Here is a 19,035-nt window from a genome sequence, read left to right as displayed (position 1 = left end):
CCATGCCGACCGGTCCCCTGCCTCACGCCTCGCCCGTGCCCGAAGACGCCTCCGCGCCCGAGGAAACGCTGTACCAGGGCAAGTGGCTGACCATGAAGAAGCGCGGGCGCTGGGAATACGCGGTACGCAACAACGCCGGCGGCGCCGTGATCATTCTCGCCGTGACGCCCGACGACAAGGTCGTCTTCGTCGAGCAATACCGCGTCTCCATTCTCGCCAACACCATCGAGATGCCCGCCGGACTGGTGGGCGACATCGCGGGCGCGGAAGACGAGGACGTCCTGATCGCGGCGCGGCGTGAGCTGGAGGAAGAGACCGGCTACCGCTGCGGCCGCCTCGAGTTCGTGCATGAAGGTCCGTCCTCGGCCGGCATGAGCACCGAGATGATCGCCTTCGCGCGCGCGTGGGACCTGGAGCGCGTGGGCCCGGGCGGCGGCGACGAGACCGAAAACATCATCGTCCATGAGGTTCCGCGCGCCGAGGCCGGCAAATGGCTGTTCGACAGGGCCAAGGAGGGTTTCTCCATCGATGCCAAGCTGTTCGCGGGACTCTGGTTCATCGAACATCCAGAGGCCCACATGCGTTGATGTCAATTCTTGTCCTGCCGGGCTCCCACGGGTAGCCTTCCCTCTGCCTTGTCCGGCGTCGCCCATGTCTGTCCGTTTCGCCCATCTCCACCTGCACAGCGAGTATTCGCTGGTCGATTCGACCATCCGCATCAAGCAGTTGGTCGCGGCCTGCGTGCGTGCGGGGATGCCGGCGGTCGCACTGACCGACGAGAACAACCTGTTCGGCCTGGTGAAGTTCTACAAGCAGTGCACCGCGGCCGGCATCAAGCCGGTCGCGGGCTGCGACATCTGGGTGTCCAGCCCCGACGACCCGCGTCCCTGGCGCCTCACCCTGCTCTGCCAGGACCGCGACGGTTACCTCAACCTGTCCCGGCTGGTTTCCCGCGCCTGGCGCGAAGGCCAGGGTTCCGGCCGCGCGCTGGTCGAGGCTGCCTGGATGCACCCGGAGAGCGTGCGCGGCCTGATCGCCATCGCGGGGCGCGAAAGCGAAGTGGCCCGCGTCGCGCTCGGCGCGGGCCTGACCACTGCCGGGCCGCGGCTGGAATCGCTGCGCCGGCTCTTCCCCGACCGCCTCTACCTGGAACTCACCCGTACCGGCCGCGAGAACGAGGAACACTGGGTGCGCGCGGCCATGGCGCTCGCCGGTGAGTACGAACTGCCGGTCATCGCCAGCAACGACGTGCGCTTCCTCGAGCGCGAAGGCTTCGAGGCGCACGAAGCGCGAACCTGCATCAACCAGGGGCGCGTCCTCGCCGACCCAAAGCGTCCGCGCGATTACAGCGAAGAGCAGTACTTCAAGTCGTCCGAGGACATGGAGGCGCTTTTCGCCGACATTCCCGAAGCGCTCGAAAACACCATCGAGCTGGTGAAGCGCTGCAACCTGGAACTGAGCTTCGGCACGTACTACCTGCCGAACTTCCCGGTGCCCGACGGCCATACGCTCGACACGTACATCCGCGAGCAGGCCCAGCTCGGCCTCGAGGAGCGCCTGCGCCACCACCCGTTGGCGCCCGGCAAGACCCTGGAGGACTACCAGGCACGCCTGGACCGCGAGGTCGACGTCATCATCCGGATGGGCTTTCCCGGCTACTTCCTGATCGTGGCGGACTTCATCAACTGGGGTAAACAGAACGGTATCCCGGTGGGCCCCGGCCGCGGTTCCGGCGCCGGCTCGCTGGTCGCCTGGGTGCTGAAGATCACCGACCTGGATCCGCTCCAGTTCGAGTTGCTCTTCGAGCGCTTCCTCAACCCCGAACGCGTGTCGATGCCCGACTTCGACATCGACTTCTGCATGGATCGCCGCGACGAGGTGATCGACTACGTGTCGCGCAAGTACGGGCGCGACCACGTCAGCCAGATCATCACTTACGGCTCGATGGCCGCGAAGGCGGTGCTGCGCGACTCCGGCCGCGTGCTCGGCATGGGCTATGGCCAGGTCGACAGGCTCGCCAAGCTGATCCCCAACCGTCCGCTCGACCTCACCCTGGGCGATGCGCTCGGCCGCACGGAAAAATCGAAGAAAGAACCCGACCGCATCGTCAAGGAATTCTGCGACGTCTACGAGCAGGAAGAGGAACCGCGCCAGCTCATCGACCTCGCGCTGAGTCTCGAAGGCCTCACCCGCAACGCCGGCAAGCATGCGGGCGGAGTGGTCATCGCACCGACCCCGCTGACCGACTTCGCCCCGCTGTACTGCGAACCGGGTGGCGAAGGCGTCGTCACGCAATACGACAAGGACGACGTCGAAGCGGTCGGCCTGGTCAAGTTCGACTTCCTCGGACTGCGCACGCTCACGATCATCGACTGGGCGGTGAAGGCGATCAACAAGCGTCGGGAACGTGAAGGCGTCGAGCCGCTGGTGATCGAAGCGCTCCCGCTGGACGATCCGAAGGTCTACGACCTGCTGAAGAAGGCGCAGACCGTCGCCGTCTTCCAACTCGAATCGCGCGGCATGCAAGGCATGCTCAAGGACGCGCAAGCCGACCGCTTCGAAGACATCATCGCGCTGGTGGCGCTGTATCGTCCCGGCCCGATGGACCTCATCCCCAGCTTCTGCGCCCGTAAGCACGGACGCGAACCGGTGGAATACCCGGATCCGCGCGTCGAGCCCATCCTGAAAGAGACCTACGGCATCATGGTCTATCAGGAGCAGGTGATGCAGATGGCGCAGATCGTCGGCGGTTACACGCTCGGCGGCGCCGACCTGCTGCGCCGCGCGATGGGCAAGAAGAAGCCCGAGGAAATGGTCAAGCACCGCGCGACCTTCCGCGAAGGTGCCGCCAAGGACGGGATCGACGGCGAGAAGGCCGACGCGATCTTCGACCTCATGGAGAAGTTCGCGGGCTACGGCTTCAACAAATCGCACGCGGCCGCGTATGCGCTGGTCTCCTACCAGACCGCCTGGCTGAAGGCGCACTACCCCGCCGAGTTCATGGCCGCGACGATCTCGTCGGACATGGACAACACCGAAAAGGTCGTCACCTTCCTCGACGAAACCCGCGCGATCGGCATCACCGTACTGCCGCCCGACGTGAATGCATCCGACTGGATGTTCGAGGCGGTCGAGCCGCGCGTGGTCCGTTACGGGCTCGGTGCGATCAAGGGCGTCGGCCAGGGCATCTGCGAGGAGATCGTCGCCGAGCGCAAGTCGAAGGGCCCGTTCCGCGGGCTGGTCGATTTCTGCCAGCGCGTCGGTTCGAACAAGCTCAACAAGCGCACCATGGAAGCGCTCGTGCAGTCCGGCGCGCTCGACGCCCTTGGCGAAAACCGCGCCACGCTGCTGATGCACATTCCCGAAGCGATGCGCGCCGCCGACCAGGAGGCGAAAAACCGTGCCTCCGGACAGGTCGACATCTTCGGCAACGCGTTCGGCGCCGCCGAGGCGCCCAGCCTCATCGAACTGTCGGGCGCGGTGCCCGAATGGCCGCTGGAGCAATTGCTGCAAGGCGAGCACGACACGCTCGGCCATTACCTCTCCGGCCACCCCACCGATCCCTGGAAGGCGGAACTGGCTCAGCTTTCCAGTTGCCCGATCGGCGAGATTCCGCAGCGTTACCAGCCTCCCAAGCCACGACGCAACGACGATGACGACAACGCCAGCCGTTTCCGTCGCGGGCCGGAAACGCCCTGGACGGTCGCCGGCATGGTCGTGGGCATGCGCAAGCGCGGCGACAGCGACGCCTTCGTGCAGATCGAAGACGCGACCGGCATGCTCGAAACCAGCTTCTTCCGTGAAGTGTTCACCGAGGCGGCGCCCCTGCTCACGCGAGGCAACCTCATCGTGGTGGAAGGCGGTCTGCGCATCGACGATTTCGCCGGCGGTTACCAGTTACGCGCCCGCAAGGCCTATTCGCTCGCCGATGCGATGGAGCACTTCGGCCGCTTGCTCACGCTGAAACTCAACGGCGTCGGTCCGGACTTCCCCCAGCACCTGCGCCAGGCGCTCATGGGCTATCGCGGCGGACGCACCCCTTTGCTCCTTGCCGGTTATCGCAACCATGTCGGCCAGGCCAGCTTCGAACTGGGCGACGCGTGGCGCGTGCGCGCCCTGCCCGACCTCATGCGCACCCTGCGCACGTTGCCGGGCGTACTCGGCACGGAACTGCGCCTGGTACGCCCGGCGGACTGATATCCGAAACGGATGACGGGGCAGGGCCCGGCATCTCTCATAGCACCGGCCCTTCGGCAGGCTCTCCAGCGCCTCGGAGACTTTCCCGTTCAATCACTTAGATGGCAGCCCCAGGACCGTACCCCCGCGCACAGCGGTGCCTTGCGGCACCCGGTATACTGTCGGGTCTTTCCGAACCACCGTTGCCCATGAACCCCAATTTCCTCGATTTCGAACAACCCATCGCCGAATTGGAGGCGAAGATCGAAGAACTTCGCCACGCCAGTAGCGGGCAGGCGTTCAACATCGATGAGGAAGTCGGCCGGCTGCGTGAGAAGCTCAAGGTCAAGACGGCCGAGATCTTCCGCAACCTGACGCCCTGGCAGGTCAGCCAGGTGTCGCGTCACCCCGCGCGGCCGTACACGCTGGATTACATCCAGGCGATGTGCGAGGAATTCCACGAACTCAAGGGCGACCGCATGTTCGCCGACGACCAGGCCATCGTCGGCGGCCTGGCGCGGATCAACGGCCGCTCGATCATGATCGTCGGTCACCAGAAGGGCCGTGACACCAAGTCGAAGGTCAAGCGCAACTTCGGCATGCCGCGCCCCGAGGGTTACCGCAAGGCCCTGCGCCTGTTCAAGCTCGCCGAGCGTTTCCACATCCCCGTGTTCACCTTCATCGACACCGCCGGCGCCTGGCCGGGCATCAACGCCGAGGAACGCGGCCAGTCGGAAGCCATCGCGCGCAACCTGCTCGAAATGGCCGACCTCCGCGTGCCGGTCATCTGCACGGTCACGGGTGAAGGCGGTTCCGGCGGCGCGCTGGCCATCGGCGTGGGCGATCGCACGCTGATGCTGCAGTACTCCACCTACTCCGTCATCACGCCGGAAGGCTGCGCTTCCATCTTGTGGAAAAGCGCCGACAAGGCCAAGGACGCCGCCGAGGTCATGGGCCTCACGGCGCCGCGCCTGCTCGAGAATGGCCTCATCGACAAGATCGTCCGTGAGCCGCTCGGTGGCGCGCACCGCAATCCCCAGTCGATGGCGATCCGCCTGAAGGCCGTCCTGCTCAACGAACTCGATGCGCTGGAAACCCTGTCCACCGACGAACTGCTGGAAAGGCGCTACAAGCGCCTGCGTGCCTACGGGGCTTTCAGCGAGGGCTGAAGCGAGGACGGACGACACGGCTAGCGCGTACCATCGGCTGACCGCCGACACCGGAGCCCGCCATGGCCAATGACGTCACCCAGAAGCTCGCCGTGTTGATCGATGCCGACAACGCGAGGCCGGCCATCGTCGATGGGCTGCTTGCCGAGGTCGCGAAGTACGGCACGGCGCACGTCAAGCGCATCTACGGCGATTGGACCGGCCCCAATCTCAACGGCTGGAAAACCGCCCTGCTCGACCATTCCATCCAGCCGATCCAGCAGTTCGCGTATACCTCGGGCAAGAACGCCACCGATTCGGCGATGATCATCGACGCGATGGACCTGCTTTACGCGGAACGCTTCGACGGCTTCTGCATCGTGTCCAGCGACAGCGATTTCACGCGTCTCGCGTCGCGCATCCGCGAGGCAGGCCTCATCGTCTATGGCTTCGGCGAACAGAAGACGCCGAAGGCCTTCGTTTCCGCTTGCGACAAGTTCATCTACACCGAAGTGCTGGTGGGCACCGAGCAGAACGAGAACGAAGTCGTGTCCGCGCCGAGGAGCGCGCACGAGCTACGCGGCGATTCCAAGTTGATGAACCTGCTGCGCAACGCCGTGGAAGCCGCCTCGGACGAAAACGGCTGGGCCGCGCTCGGTGGCATCGGCAGCATCCTCAGCAAGCGCTCGCCCGATTTCGATTCACGCAACTACGGCTATTCGAAACTGAGCGGGCTCATCAACGGCATCGGCCTGTTCGACGTCGAGGAACGCCAGTTCGGCAACGCGAAGCACCTCTACGTGCGCATGCGCGGCAAGGCGAAATGAGCCCATCGCTGGCCGATCATCTCGATCGCTCGCTGCACGACGCGGGAAATGAACCACTCGTCGTCGCCTACAGCGGCGGCCCCGATTCCACGGCACTGCTGCATGCGCTCGCCGGCCGGATGCCCCGCCCGGTGCTGCGCGTCCTCCACATCGATCATGGGCTGCACGCGGAAAGCGGTGCGTGGGCGCTGCATTGCCGGCGGTTCTGCGAATCGCTGGAAGTGCCCTGCGACGTGGTTCGCGTGGCGGTCGACCTGACGCGAGGCGAAGGTATCGAAGCGGCCGCCCGGCGCGCACGTTACGCCGCGTTCGCTGCATCGCTCCGCCAGGGCGAGCGGTTGGTCCTGGCCCATCATCGCGACGACCAGGTGGAAACGGTCCTGCTGAAGCTGCTGCGCGGCGCCGGTCCGGAAGGCCTCGCCGGCATGCGCGAACGACGCCCGCTCGGCGCGGGCCTGTTGTGGCGCCCCTTGCTCGACCTTCCACGTACGGCCCTGCTCGACCATATCGCGGAATACCGGCTCGACGTCATCCACGATCCGTCCAATGACGATCCGCGTATCGCGCGCGCCTATCTGCGCGCCACGATCCTTCCCGCCTTGACCGCCCGGTGGCCTCAGGCGGCGACCAGCATCGCGCACGGCGCCCGCCTGTGCCGGGAGGCCTCGGACAACCTCCGCGAGGCCTGGATGGACGCGCTGCTCCGCCTGGGCGACGAGCACGGCACGCTGGACGCCCGCGGATGGCTCGACCTGCCGCCGGCCTGGCGCGCGCCCCTGCTGGAACACTGGCTCCACGCGGCGGGTCTTTCCGCACCGACCACCGCGCAACGCGAGGCACTCGAACGGCAGGTCCGCGAGGCCGCCGCCGAACGCCTGCCGCTGGTCGCCTGGGGCGAAACCGAAGTGCGCGTATGGAAGGGACGCCTCTGGGCCATGCCCCGCCGTGGCGCCTTCGACGCCGCGTGGTCGGCACCGTGGCACGGCGAGCCGCTCGCGCTTCCCGGCGGCGGCATCCTGTCCCTGTCGCACGGCAGGCTTTCGGTGGCGATGACAGTGCGTTACCGGCACGGAGGCGAGGCCCTGCGCCCCCACGGCGACAAGCACACCCGCGAACTGCGTGACCTGTTCCAGCAGGCGGCCGTGCCCCCCTGGGAACGCCCCCGCATGCCGCTGATCGAGTTCGATGGCCACCTCGTCGCCGTCGCCGACAAGTGGTTAAGCGACGAAGGAAAAAGCGTGTTCGACACCGCCGGTGGACGGCCGGTGTGGCACCGCGGCGATTGATCGAAACGGCCATGTGAGCTAGTTTTGCGGCCATGCCGAAGTCCCCCGCCATCCCCGTTCCCGCCTCCTCGATTGCCGAATTCGAGCACTCGCTGGACGAGCTCGAACAGCTGGTCACCCGCATGGAAGGCGGCGAACTCAGCCTGGACGAATCCCTGAAGTCGTTCGAGCGCGGTATCGGACTCTACCGGCACTGCCAGACGGCACTGGAGCAGGCGGAATTGCGCGTGCGCCTGTTGCTCGACCCCGAAGCTCCCGATACCGCCGAACCCTTTGACTCCCGCATCGACTGACCTGCCGGCGCCGCTGAAGGCGCTGGTCGTCCGGGCGGACGAAGCGCTCGCGCGCGTCCTTCCCGGCGAAGACCTCCCGCCCGTCGACCTGCACAAGGCCATGCGCTACGCCGTGCTCGGCGGCGGCAAGCGCCTGCGCCCCCTGTTCGTCTACGCCACCGGACACGCGCTCGGCTGCGACGGCCCGATCCTGGATGCGCCGGCTTGCGCGGTGGAAATCATCCACGCCTATTCGTTGGTGCACGACGACCTGCCCGCGATGGACGACGACGATCTTCGCCGTGGCCGGCCCACGTGCCATATCGTGTTCGGCGAGGCCATGGCGATACTCGCCGGCGACGCCCTGCAAGCCCTCGCCTTCGAGATCCTCGCCGCCTCGTCCGGTGACGACGACGATGCGCCGCGTCGCATCGCGATGCTGCGGGCACTCGGCGCGGCCTGTGGCGCGGAAGGCATGGCGGGCGGCCAGGCGTTCGACCTTTCTGGCGTGGGACACCGGCTATCACTCGAAGAACTCGAGCGCATGCACGCCTACAAGACGGGTGCGTTGATCCGGGCGTCGATCCGCCTGGGCGCGCTCGCCGCGGGCTGCGATGACGAGACGACCCTGGAACGGCTCGACCGCTACGGTCACGCCGTCGGGTTGGCTTTCCAGGTCCGCGACGACATCCTGGACATCGAAGGCGAATCGGCCGTGATCGGCAAGACCGCCGGCAAGGACGCGGCCGCCGACAAGCCCACCTTCCCATCGATCATCGGCCTCGACGCCTCACGCGTGCGCCTCGCCGGTCTTGTCGACGAGGCACTCGAAGCCATCGAGCCGCTGGGCGAACGTGGCGAATATCTGGCCGAACTGGCACGCTATTCCGCACACCGCGGCCACTGATCCCCGTTTCTCCTGTGGCAGCCGCTCAAGATGGAAAACCGACCCGTGGTGGGAGCCGACCCTTGGTGGGAGCCGACCCTGTCGGCGATCCCGCGGCAGCGGGCCAGATTGAGGCAAGCACCCATCGCCGACAAGGTCGGCTCCCACAAAAACCTCCCACAAAAGCCTCGAGGCACGGCGCTCAGGCGATCAAGCGCAACGCGAAGGGATACCGGTAGGTGCCGGTCTGGCTCACCCGGATCGCCGCGATGATGCAGAAGACCAGGTTGAACAACCACAGCAGCGGCGTCAGGAACGCACCGATGACGACGAAGGCGAGCACCCAGCAGATCACGTAACCGATCAGCACGGTGATCTGGAAGTTCAGCGCTTCCTTGGCCTCGGTCACGAGGTAGGTCTTTTCGACGCGGTCCTTATGGACCAGCCAGACGATGAGCGGCACGATGATGCTGAAGATGATCCCCGAGAGGTGGGTCAGCATCGCGATGTTCTTGTCGTCGGTGCTTGGTGCCACCGGATCGGTGGACGCATACGGGGGCGGAGACGGCGGAGGCGACGGCGGAACCTGATCGGACGGCGTACTCATGGCGGAACTCCGTGGGCGATGTCGCGCCCACTGTCCGATTCGCCCGGCCACCTGTCAAGCCGACTTGCGGCACATGGTCGGCCCCCACCGCCTGATCACTCGCCGGCGATGGTCATCTTCTCGACCAGCCAGGAGCCGGTGAGGATATGCGACCGGCGGTCGACGTCCGTACCCACCGCCACGAGGTTCGCGTACATGTCGCGCAGGTTGGCGGCGATGGTGATCTCTTCCACCGGGTACGCGATCTGGCCGTTCTCGACCCAGAAGCCCGAGGCGCCGCGCGAATAGTCGCCGGTGACGATGGACACGCCCTGCCCCATCACTTCGGTCACCAGCAGGCCGGTGCCCAGTTTGCGCAGCATGCCCGCGAAGTCGTCGGCGCCTGTTTGCACGAAGAGGTTGTGCACCCCGCCCGCATTGCCGGTGGACGTCAGGCCCAGCTTGCGCGCCGAGTAGCTACCGAGGATGTAACGTTGCAGCACGCCGTCGACCACGAGCGGCGCATCGCGCGTCGCGACGCCTTCGGCGTCGAACACCGACGAGCCCAGCCCCCGGGGAATCAGGGGCTTTTCATCGATGCGGAACCACGACGGCAGGATCTGCTTGCCCGCGTGATCCACCAGGAAACTCGAACGGCGGTACAGCGAACCACCGCTCACGGCGCCCAGCAGATGGCCGAGCAGCGAGCGCGCCACCTCCGGCGCGAATAGCACCGGCGCCTGCCGCGTACCGATGCGCCGCGAGCCGAGACGCGACAGCGTGCGCTCGGCAGCCTTGCGGCCGATCGTGCCCGCGTCCATGAAATCGCCCGCATGGCGCACGCTGTCGTACCAGTAATCGCGCTGCATGCCATCGTCGTCGCCCGCGATCAGCGCCACGGAGAGCGAATGCCGCGTGCCGCGCTCGCGACCGAGGAAGCCGTGGGAATTGGCATACACCGAAAGGCTTTGTCCCGCGTTAACGCTGGAACCGTCGGAATTCGTGATGCCGGCGACGGCGCGGCCGGCGTCTTCGATCTCCTGGCCCAGGGCGATGGCCCCGTCCACGTCGATGTCCCACGGGTGCCAGAGGTCGAGGTCGGGGAACGACGTGGCCATGCGATCGGCGTCCGCGAGGCCCGACGCAGGGTCTTCTTCAGTGAACCGCGCGATGGCGCAGGCCTGGTCGATGGTCGCCTGGATCGAGTCCGGGTTGAGGTCGGCGGTGCTCGCGGAGCCCTTGCGCTGGCCGAAATACACGGTAAGGGCGAAACCGCGGTCACGGGTATGCTCCACCGTCTCGACCTCGCCAAGGCGCACGTTCACGTTCAGGCCCACGTCGACACTGGCGGAGACCTCGGCCTGGCTCGCGCCGGCGGCGCGGGCACGGCGGATCACGTCCTCGGCCAGGCTGGCGAGGCGGTCGAGGTCCTGTTGGCTGGTGTCGAGGGTCGCAACTTGGCTCACGTGGGCATCCCGGGGGCTGGCGGTTAGAATGGCAGGCCGCACGCGGCCGACCCGATACAGATGGGGTCGCGTCACCCGATCAAAAGCAACGCACCGCGCATGGTGCCATGGAAATACCGTATGAGCGTCCGTGTCGGCTACTACCGCCACTTCAAGGGCATGCCCTACCGGGTGCTGGGTACCGCCCTGCACAGTGAGTCGATGGAGGAAATGGTCGTCTACCAGGATCTCTACGACCAGCACCGGCTGTGGGTACGCCCCGCCGCGATGTTCGCCGAGACGGTCGAGCGCGACGGCAAGACCTTCCCCCGCTTCACGTTCGAGCGCGAGGCGGATTTCCAGCCCCTGACGGATGCCCAGCCATGAAGCCTGTCGACGACCGCCCGCAAGACGGGGACGAAGAAGACTTCGGCCCGAGCCGTAGCGAAAAGCGCCGCAACGCGCTCGATATCCTGAAGCTGGCCGGCCAGCTCATGGAATTGCCGCCGAGCCGGATTCCCAAGCTGAACCTGCCCGACGACATCGTCGAGGAAATCGGGCGCACGCGGAAAATCACCGCGCATATCGCGCGCAAGCGCCAACTGGCCTTCCTCGCCAAGCAGATGCGCCGGCACGGCGACGAGGCGTTCACCGATGCACGCGCCGCGTTGGGCGAGGATCGCGATCGCCAGCGGCAAGAAGCCGCGCACATGCATCGCCTGGAAGCACGGCGCGAACGACTGATGGAAGGTGGCGATGTCGCCCTCGGCGAATTGTTCGACCAGTACCCTGACCTCGACCGCCAGCACCTGCGCTCGCTGGTTCGCCAGGCCAAGGCGGAGCGTGAGGCGAACAAGCCGCTGCACGCGTTTCGCGAGTTGTACCGGATATTGAAAGAGCTGGAAGCCGCTTCGCCCGGGGAATAAGGCCGCGATAGGTCCGGTGGAAGGAACCGGTGGAAGGATTTGGTGGAAGGGTTCGGTGGGAGCCGACCCTGTCGGCGATGGGTGCTTGCCGTAACCTGGCCCGCTGCCGCGGGATCGCCGACAAGGTCGGCTCCCACCAGGTCTCTTCCTAAGCTGGTCTATTCGGTGCTGTGGTGGGAAGCCGCTTCAGCGGCGATGGGTGCTTGCCTTAACCCGGCCCGCTGCCGCGGGATCGCCGACAAGTCGGCTCCCACCAGGTCTCTACCGGCTCCCACCGGGTTATTGGCTCTCGCCGGGTCATGAAAAAGGGCGGTGGATTTCTCCACCGCCCTTTCTTTTTCTCAGGTTTTTACCGCTTATCGCCTAGAAGCCGATCCCGAGTTCGAGATGCTCCGGCTGGGTCTCGATCAGCGTCGAGCTCTGGTCGGAAACGTCGTCGTACGCGAAACCGTAAGCCTTGCCATTCACGCCGTGCAGGTGCCAGAAGCGTGAATAGTAGTTGGCCGGCGACTGCTGGTAGAACGAACCGGCATCCTTCCACAGCGTCGTGTCTTCCATCACGTGACGGTTGAACGCGGCGCAGATCTGCGCTTCGAGCTGGCCTTCAACACCCCACGGGTCGCTCGACCGGGCCAGCGCGCCCTTGCCTTCGAGTACGTCCTGCGTGTTGGGCCTGGCCACCTTGAACAGCATGCCTTCCGGCTCGTCCTGCTCGTGCGTGTCGGCCCAGTTGGTGTGGGTGAAGGTCAGCACGCCATCGATCACCGTGCCTTCGAACTGCTTGTTGCCGATCGTCATCTGCAGCACGTGGTCCTGGTAATACGTCCACGACCGGTCGATGTAGTCGTCGAAGTAATGACCCTGCGGCTGCCCGGCGTCGAACGCCGCCTTGCCCGGTGCGAGGATGCGGATCGGGTCCGCTTCCGCCAACTGGAACTCGGCCGGCACCTCCTGGTTGTACTGGGCGAAGATCTGCGCGCGCGTCTGCGTGATGCCCGACGACTCGTGCCTCGTCTTGTCCCCGCCATACACATCGAGCGACAACGGGATCGAGAACTGGTCGACCTGCGTCGTATTGATGAAGATGGCGTTGTCGTTCCAGGTGAACTCATACCAGTCGTAGTACACGCCGATGTTCGGGTCGGTACCGTTGAGCGGGTTCGGACCCGCGAAGCCGATCGAACCGTCGGCCGCCTTCAGGATCTTGATGTACATCGGCTCGCCGATCGACACGAAGATCCGTCCCGAGTCCATCTTCGGCAGCTTGAGCAACTTGGCCTGCGCCAGGGTGAAGAAATAGTTCGGGTAATTCTGGCCGTTCTTGGTCAGATGTCCCGGACCATCGTTGTCTTCCACCGCGGCGGCGGTCAGCGTGCCGTCCGGCTTGACCCACGAGAACACCTGCGAGGCCGGATCACGGCCGATCACGGCGACGTAGATCTGGTCGTCGCGATACTTGCCATTGGTCGTGTTGCGCAGCTGCGTACCGATGAAGCCCGGGTACGTTTCGTAGTTGAAGCCCTGCGACGGATCGTTAGCCTGCGGGTTCTCCGGCGGCGTGCCGGTGTCGCCGCTGCCATCGGCGGCATAGACGCCCATTTCCCACAGCGAGTATCCATAGGGACTCGAACGCTTGAGGCCCGTCATGCGCACGTACTGTGCCGATCGGGCCGGGAAAGTGACGGTTTCCACGCCACCCTGGCTGCTCTCATTGTCGTAGGCCGGCGTCCAGGTCTTGCCGTCGATCGAGGTATCGATGCGGTAGGCGAGCGCATGCGCATTCTCCCACGACAACACCACCTTGCCGATCACCTGCACCGAACCGAGGTCGACCTGGATCCATTGGTTGTCGGTGAAGCCCGAAGACCAACGCGTGCCAGTGTCGCCGTCATTGACGTTCTCGGGCTTGAAGGCGACCGGGTTCTCGCTGTCGGACGCGAGTACCGTTTTCTTCAGGGCGAGATTGCCCGTGGCAGGAACACCCACCTCGGGCTGCTGCGGCTGGGTCTGCTGCGGCTGGTCGTTGACCGGTTGTTGCGGCTGCGACGCAGTGGCGGCCTGGTAGACCTCGAACTCGAACAGCGAGTTGCCGTAACCGGTGGCGCGCGCCTTGCTGTTGATGCGCACGTACTGGGCGGTCACCGCCGTGAACGTCTGCGTGTCCACGCCACCCTTGCCGACGATCGGATCCTTGAACACCGGAGTCCAGGTGGTGCCATCGTTGGACGTGTCGAGCGTGTACGAACTCGAATACGCATTCTCCCAGCGCAGGATCACGTGGTCGAAGGTTTTCGGAGTGCCGAAGTTCAGCACCAGGTCGGTCGGGTCGATACCCGGCGCGGAGCTCCAGCGGGTCGTGAAGTCGCCATCGACCGCCTTGGATGCATCCAGGTCGCCGCGCTCAGGATCGACGTGCGACGACGCGATGGCACCGAGCGCGATGTTCACGCCACCCTTGCCGTCACCCGGCGTGCCCGGGCTGGGCGGATTGCTGCCGCCACCGTCACCCGGCTGTTGCGGCGGCTGCGGTTGTTGCGGCGCCGGGCCAGCCCATGTGGGCGGATCGAAGCCGTCGGTGGAATTGTCGACGGTCAGGGTCACATCGTCACTCGCCGTCGTGATTCCCTGGGCGCTGACCACGTTCACACGCACGACGCTGCCGTTCTGCGCCGCCGTGAGGCCCCGCGTCGCATACGTGCCGTCGGCTGTGCTCGACAGCAGGGACAGGACGTCCTGGTCGTTGGCGTCCTTGGTCACGGTGTACCAGTCGTACGTCAACGGACCCACGCCCGTCGCGGTCACCGCGAAGTGCGCCGAACGGCCGACGCCCGCCTTCTGGGGGGCGGGCTGGCCGGTGATCACCGGAGCCACCGCCTTGGTGCCCTTCACGCACAGCACATGACCGGGGTTGTTCTCCGCCACTTCGCGATGCACGTCACCGGTCGAGTTCACCTGGAAGGCGAACGTGGAATCGTTCGGATCCTTGCCTTCGGTCCAGGTGGTCCAGGCTCCCGGGAACGCCGCCGTGGAATAGTTCTGGCCGGCGATGGCCAGCGCCTCGGCGACGGTCGGCAAGCGCATGCTCGCCGTGGCACATGTCGAGATCGCCACGGATTGCGTGAACTGCGCGCCCTGGTCGGAGAAGCCGCGCTGGATGCGGTCCCACTGCAAGCCACTCAGGGTGTCCGTCACGAGATTGGAACCCGTCGTCGTCGTGTAACGGTCGGTCAGGTTGCAGCAGGTCGGCGAGTTGTACACCTCGAATTCGTACAGCGAGTAGCCGTAGTCCGTCGCACGGGCGAGGCCCTGCATGCGGACATAGCGTCCCGTGACGGCCTTGTCGAAGGTGACGTCCTCGGTACCGCCGATGCTCGTATCGGTGTGATAGGCGACGTGCGTATCGAAACCGGTGTTCGGATCATCCGAATATTGGATCTCGTACGAACTGGCATGCGCGTTCTCCCACTTCAGCACGACGCGGTTGAAGGTGCGCGAGGCACCGAGATCCACCGTGATGAACGCTTTGTCGTCGCCGATCTTCGAACCCCAGCGCGTGGTCTCGTCACCGTCGACGGCTTGCCACGCCGCCGTGCCCTGCGGATTTTCGACTTCGGAGGCGAGCGTCGCCTTTTCACGCGCCAGGTTCGCGCCCGGCGGGGCCAGGGTGAGCTTGGCGGAGGTAGTCGCCGCCGTGCCGGTGATGTTGCTCACCGATACGGTGTACGTGCCGACGTCGCCTGGCTGCACCGACGGGATCGTCAGCGTCGGCAGGTCGTCGCCGACCGGCGTACCGTCGTGCGACCACTTGTAGTGGAACGGCGAGGTACCGGCCACCAGCGTGGATGCATCGAAGATGGCCGGCTGGCCGGGGTTGGCGCGAACGTCGGCCATCGTTCCGGTGATCACCGGCGGACGCGCCGCGTTCACGGTGAGCGGAGCGGTGATCGACGGCACGGAACTGCCGAAATTGCTGACGACCACGGAGTAACCGACGTTGTTATCGGCCACGCTCAGCGTCGGCGTGTCATAGGTCGGGTTCGTCGCACCCGGAATAGGTGCGTTGTTCTTCATCCACTGATAGGCCAGCGTCGGCGATCCCGATGCCGCGACCTGGAAGTGGGCGCTCTGGCCCTCGTCCACATTTTGCGGCAGCGGCTGGGCCGAGATCACGACCTGGCTGAAGGGGAATACCTTGAGCGTGGCCGGCGCCGATGCCTGGTCCGGTCCCTGGCCATGAACGACGACGGAGTACGTGGAACCGTCATCCGCCAGCGTCGTCGCCGGGGTGGTGTAGCTCGCACCCGTCGCACCCGGGATCTCAACGCCGTTCTTCTTCCACGTAAAGGTCAGCGGCGGAGCGCCGGAGGCCGTCACCGAGAACCGTCCGGAGTCGCCGGCGGTGATCTGTTGGCCGATCGGTTGCGCGATGATGGCCGGCGGGCCGGAGACGGTCGGCGCGGCCGGCACGTCGACGATGTCGAACGTGGCGGACCCCGCCAGGAGACCCGGTGCCGAAGCCGTGATCGTGACCTTGCCGGCCGCGAACTTCGAGCGCAACGCGATCTTCTGCAAGCCGCCTTCGAACTGCAGTTCATGCGAACCCGGCGAGTGGTAGCTGTGCAGCGGCTCCGGAATGTAGACGCCCGGGTTGGCCGGCTGCTCGCCCGGCTGGAGGCCGGCGCTGTAGTCGACATACTGCTGGGTGCCACCCTGGTAGGTGACGATGTCCGCACCGGACACCACGTCGAACGTCACCTTCTGCGACGCGTCCGGCACGACGACGCCGTCGGCATCGACCACCTTGGCGACGATGAAGGCGGCATCCGAGCCGTTCGCGGTCACCTGGAAGCGCGTGCCATCCGGCTTCACCACCGCCGGCACCACGTCCAGTTCGATATGGTCGGCCGCGCCCGCGGTCGTCACCGTATCGGCCACGGCGTTGCCGCTGTCGTCGGTACGCACGTTGCCCACCGCGTCCAGGCACTGGGCCGTCGCGCTGCCCTTCTGCCACGTTACGTTCCAGTGGACCTGGCCCGGCAGCTTCGTCGTCATCTGCGCCTTGTCGGAGCCGACGATCTTGCCGGTCGATTCGTCCGTCGCGCCGTTCTCGGCGTTATAGGACGCCTCGTCGATCGTGTCCCAGGTGTTGGGCGTCTGGTCGAGTCCCTGCGGCACCCCGTTGATCAGCAAGCGAACCTTCGGGCAATTGCTGAACGCGTTGACCTGGATGTCGCCAGCGCGATTCCAGTGATGCGCCAGCTTGACGACCGGACGGAGTTCGTAAGGCACCCACACCGATTCGTAGATGTAGTACAGCATGCGTGGGAAACGGTTCGCGTCGGTCATCGACGCGTTGTTGCCACGCACGTTGTGACGGAACGCCTTGATCGGATTTCCGTCGGGGTGGTTCGCGATGTTGCCGTTCGCGTCGCGCTGGTAGACCCAATGGGTACCGTCTTCGAGGCCTTCGACCATCTCGATGACTTCGCCCGGGGTATCGGACATGTACCACTGCGCCATGCCGAACGTGCCCACCTTGCGCGCCTGCGAATACGGCACGAGGTAGTTCAGGGCGAAAGCCAGCTCATGGTCGTACGAATGGCGTAGCGTGCCCGGCCCCCAGTATTCCGCGCCCCATGCGGGCTTGTTCGGGAATTCCGTGGAATGCAGGTAGGTCTCGCAACCCGCCTTCGAGCAGCTGAGAATGTCGCCGTTGGCGGCATCGGGTGTGCGGTCGGCCGCGGCGCGAGGGGCGATGTTGTCCCACGAACGCGCCAGCGCACGAAGTTCCACCGCGAAGGGCGTGAACATCGCACCGTTATCGTGTTCCCAGGCCAGGATCGACGGATGGCTGCGGTCGCGGATCACGATGTCGCGGTGGACCTCGCGCTTGATCGTCCACATGTCGTTGCAGGCCTTGTCACCCGCGGCGCAGGGATTGGCGAAGCCGTTCTCGCCATCGCCGCTGGGCTGCACGATGAACACGCCCAACGCATCGGCCGCCTCGACGAACTCGGGACTCGACGGGGAGTGACCCGGACGCCAGAGATTGCCACCACCGGCGGCAAGCTGCTGCAGGTCGCGCCACTGCTGTTCCTCGGGCACCGAGGAACCCAGCGCCGGATAATCGTAACGGCCGGAACCGCCCCACATGTACTGTTTCTTCCCGTTGACGTACGGGAAGTCCTTGTCCCACGTGATGGTGCGGATACCGAGCGTGCTCTGCTTCGCATCCACCACGACGCCGTCGATGCTGACCGTATGCAGCACCTTGTAGAGATACGGCTTGCCGTCCAGGCTGTTGTTCGGGTACCAGAGCGTGGGATGCGGGACCGTCAGCGTTTCGTCGAAAACCGGCGTCTGGTCGCCGGGAACGAAGTTCGGCGCGAGCGTCTTCTGCTGCTGGTCCGACGCGACGACGTTACCCTGCGCGTCGACGATCTGAGTGGTCAGGATGACCGACTTCGGATCTTTCGTCTCGTTCACGACATTGGTCTGTACGCGAACGGTGGCGGTGCTGTGGTCGGCGGCGATGCTCTGGGTGCCGACGTACGTGCCCCATGTGTTCTGGCCGGCGTAGACGTTCTCCGGAATATGCACGAAGTTCGTCACGTGCAGTTTTACCGGGCGGAACAGGCCGGCTTCCGCCTGGCCGAAACGGAACGAGCCGGAGAATCCGGGATCCTCGAAGAAGCCGCCGCCGCTGCGGCTGACCTTGACCGCCAGCACGTCGGTGCCATCGAACTTCATGAGCGGCGTCAGGTCGACGATATGTGGCAGGAAGCCGATGACGTGGGTGGCGTTCTCGTCCGGCTGGCCCGCCTGGTTGAGCACGCCCGTGCCGTGGATGAACTGGCCGTTGAGGTACACACGGTCACCCGTGTGCGCACCCTCGAACTCGACCATCACCTTCTTGCCAGCGAACTTCGCCGAGTCGGTCAGCTTGACGCGATACCAGCTGGTCTCGCCGTCCAGGCTGCCCTGTCCGCCGCCGGACTCCTGGTTGATGAAGGTGGTGAAGTCGTTGGCCGCGTGCGGGATGCCGACGGTCAGCCAGCTACTGTCGTTGAATGTCGGGTTGGCCCCGTCGTCGCCATTGGGCACCGGCGCGTACACCACCGGGTCGTTTGGATTGACGATGGCCTGTTTGGTGTACTTCCAGGGCCGTGCGCCGAGGTTGATGTCCTGCCGGTCCGACGGCGCGAGCGTGACGGCTTGTGCCGTCGCGGTTACGCCGACGAACGCCAGGGCGAGCAAGGCACGGAGCCTCGCCCGCCTTTGCGTACTGCCGGGTGATGTGGGTTGTCGTGTCATTGAAGCGGGGTCCCCTGTTTGTGCCGCGTGGGAACAGCGCGATGCTCGACGCGCACGACGCCATGAGCCGGCGAACATGCCGCCGGCTGCCTGGTCGTTCTGCGGTGAGTGGACTGTCAACCCTGATGCCGGTCTGTGCGAGCCCCTGCTGCTCTACCGGGTTTAGCCA

12 protein-coding genes are annotated in these 19,035 nt (G+C 65.7%); 9 read left to right on the top strand and 3 right to left on the bottom strand.

From position 1 onward, the window contains the following. Window positions 1-2: 2 nt before the first annotated feature. The 7 genes from QFZ41_RS14860 to ispA all read left to right on the top strand — a co-directional run bounded on the left by QFZ41_RS14860 (window position 3) and on the right by ispA (window position 8,616). Complete coding sequence (locus QFZ41_RS14860) at window positions 3-587, top strand: NUDIX hydrolase (protein ID WP_429199456.1); 585 nt, start codon at window positions 3-5, stop codon at window positions 585-587. A gap of 64 nt (window positions 588-651) precedes the next feature. After that, window positions 652-4,197, top strand: coding sequence for a DNA polymerase III subunit alpha (gene dnaE, locus QFZ41_RS14855; protein ID WP_429199455.1), 3,546 nt, complete (start codon window positions 652-654; stop codon window positions 4,195-4,197). Window positions 4,198-4,385: 188 nt separating this feature from the next. Further along, window positions 4,386-5,345 (top strand): acetyl-CoA carboxylase carboxyltransferase subunit alpha, encoded by a 960-nt coding sequence (locus QFZ41_RS14850; protein ID WP_306850107.1) that lies wholly within the window; start codon window positions 4,386-4,388, stop codon window positions 5,343-5,345. A gap of 62 nt (window positions 5,346-5,407) precedes the next feature. Further along, window positions 5,408-6,151 carry an NYN domain-containing protein gene (locus tag QFZ41_RS14845; RefSeq protein ID WP_429199454.1) on the top strand — a complete coding sequence of 248 codons (744 nt, stop codon included), beginning with the start codon at window positions 5,408-5,410 and terminating at the stop codon, window positions 6,149-6,151. Then, window positions 6,148-7,437, top strand: a complete 1,290-nt coding sequence (tilS, locus tag QFZ41_RS14840) for a tRNA lysidine(34) synthetase TilS (protein WP_429199453.1) — start codon at window positions 6,148-6,150, stop codon at window positions 7,435-7,437. The genes QFZ41_RS14845 and tilS overlap by 4 nt, the downstream gene beginning before the upstream one ends. 32 nt (window positions 7,438-7,469) lie before the next feature. Next, the gene (locus QFZ41_RS14835) at window positions 7,470-7,730 is read left to right on the top strand and encodes an exodeoxyribonuclease VII small subunit (protein ID WP_429199452.1); all 261 of its coding nucleotides are present in this window, start codon (window positions 7,470-7,472) and stop codon (window positions 7,728-7,730) included. Then, complete coding sequence (gene ispA / locus QFZ41_RS14830; RefSeq protein WP_429199451.1) at window positions 7,711-8,616, top strand: (2E,6E)-farnesyl diphosphate synthase; 906 nt, start codon at window positions 7,711-7,713, stop codon at window positions 8,614-8,616. The genes QFZ41_RS14835 and ispA overlap by 20 nt, the downstream gene beginning before the upstream one ends. A gap of 181 nt (window positions 8,617-8,797) precedes the next feature. On the opposite strand, the gene QFZ41_RS14825 is transcribed toward ispA, so the two are convergent. Both QFZ41_RS14825 and pmbA read right to left on the bottom strand, forming a co-directional pair. Continuing rightward, complete coding sequence (locus QFZ41_RS14825) at window positions 8,798-9,202, bottom strand: DUF4870 domain-containing protein (protein WP_429199450.1); 405 nt, start codon at window positions 9,200-9,202, stop codon at window positions 8,798-8,800. Between the two features lie 95 nt (window positions 9,203-9,297). Further along, entirely contained in the window at window positions 9,298-10,647 is a 1,350-nt protein-coding gene (gene pmbA / locus QFZ41_RS14820; RefSeq protein ID WP_429199449.1) for a metalloprotease PmbA, read from the bottom strand. Window positions 10,648-10,767: 120 nt separating this feature from the next. On the opposite strand from pmbA, the gene QFZ41_RS14815 reads away from it, so the two are divergent. Together QFZ41_RS14815 and yjgA are read left to right on the top strand one after the other, a co-directional pair. After that, complete coding sequence (locus QFZ41_RS14815) at window positions 10,768-11,013, top strand: DUF1653 domain-containing protein (protein WP_429199448.1); 246 nt, start codon at window positions 10,768-10,770, stop codon at window positions 11,011-11,013. Further along, a complete protein-coding gene (gene yjgA, locus QFZ41_RS14810; protein WP_429199447.1) occupies window positions 11,010-11,552 on the top strand; it encodes a ribosome biogenesis factor YjgA in 543 nt (180 codons plus the stop codon). The genes QFZ41_RS14815 and yjgA overlap by 4 nt, the downstream gene beginning before the upstream one ends. A 363-nt stretch (window positions 11,553-11,915) precedes the next feature. Here yjgA and QFZ41_RS14805 read toward each other — a convergent pair whose 3' ends face one another. Beyond that, window positions 11,916-18,866, bottom strand: a complete 6,951-nt coding sequence (locus QFZ41_RS14805) for a beta-1,3-glucanase family protein (protein ID WP_429199446.1) — start codon at window positions 18,864-18,866, stop codon at window positions 11,916-11,918. Window positions 18,867-19,035 lie beyond the last annotated feature (169 nt).

This window comes from Luteibacter sp. W1I16 (genome assembly GCF_050434905.1).
Classification (GTDB): domain Bacteria; phylum Pseudomonadota; class Gammaproteobacteria; order Xanthomonadales; family Rhodanobacteraceae; genus Luteibacter.
Note: the sequence above shows the minus strand (reverse complement) of the source record. Positions and strands in the feature narration are given on the sequence as shown.

What these genes read in the sequence shown, in the direction of transcription:
- QFZ41_RS14835 (WP_429199452.1), top strand. Translation starts at nt 7,470, where the DNA reads ATGCCGAAGTCCCCCGCCATCCCCGTTCCCGCCTCCTCGATTGCCGAA.
- dnaE (WP_429199455.1), top strand. Translation starts at nt 652, where the DNA reads ATGTCTGTCCGTTTCGCCCATCTCCACCTGCACAGCGAGTATTCGCTG.
- QFZ41_RS14845 (WP_429199454.1), top strand. Translation starts at nt 5,408, where the DNA reads ATGGCCAATGACGTCACCCAGAAGCTCGCCGTGTTGATCGATGCCGAC.
- QFZ41_RS14805 (WP_429199446.1), bottom strand. Translation starts at nt 18,866, where the DNA reads ATGACACGACAACCCACATCACCCGGCAGTACGCAAAGGCGGGCGAGG.
- yjgA (WP_429199447.1), top strand. Translation starts at nt 11,010, where the DNA reads ATGAAGCCTGTCGACGACCGCCCGCAAGACGGGGACGAAGAAGACTTC.
- tilS (WP_429199453.1), top strand. Translation starts at nt 6,148, where the DNA reads ATGAGCCCATCGCTGGCCGATCATCTCGATCGCTCGCTGCACGACGCG.
- QFZ41_RS14860 (WP_429199456.1), top strand. Translation starts at nt 3, where the DNA reads ATGCCGACCGGTCCCCTGCCTCACGCCTCGCCCGTGCCCGAAGACGCC.
- QFZ41_RS14815 (WP_429199448.1), top strand. Translation starts at nt 10,768, where the DNA reads ATGAGCGTCCGTGTCGGCTACTACCGCCACTTCAAGGGCATGCCCTAC.
- QFZ41_RS14825 (WP_429199450.1), bottom strand. Translation starts at nt 9,202, where the DNA reads ATGAGTACGCCGTCCGATCAGGTTCCGCCGTCGCCTCCGCCGTCTCCG.
- QFZ41_RS14850 (WP_306850107.1), top strand. Translation starts at nt 4,386, where the DNA reads ATGAACCCCAATTTCCTCGATTTCGAACAACCCATCGCCGAATTGGAG.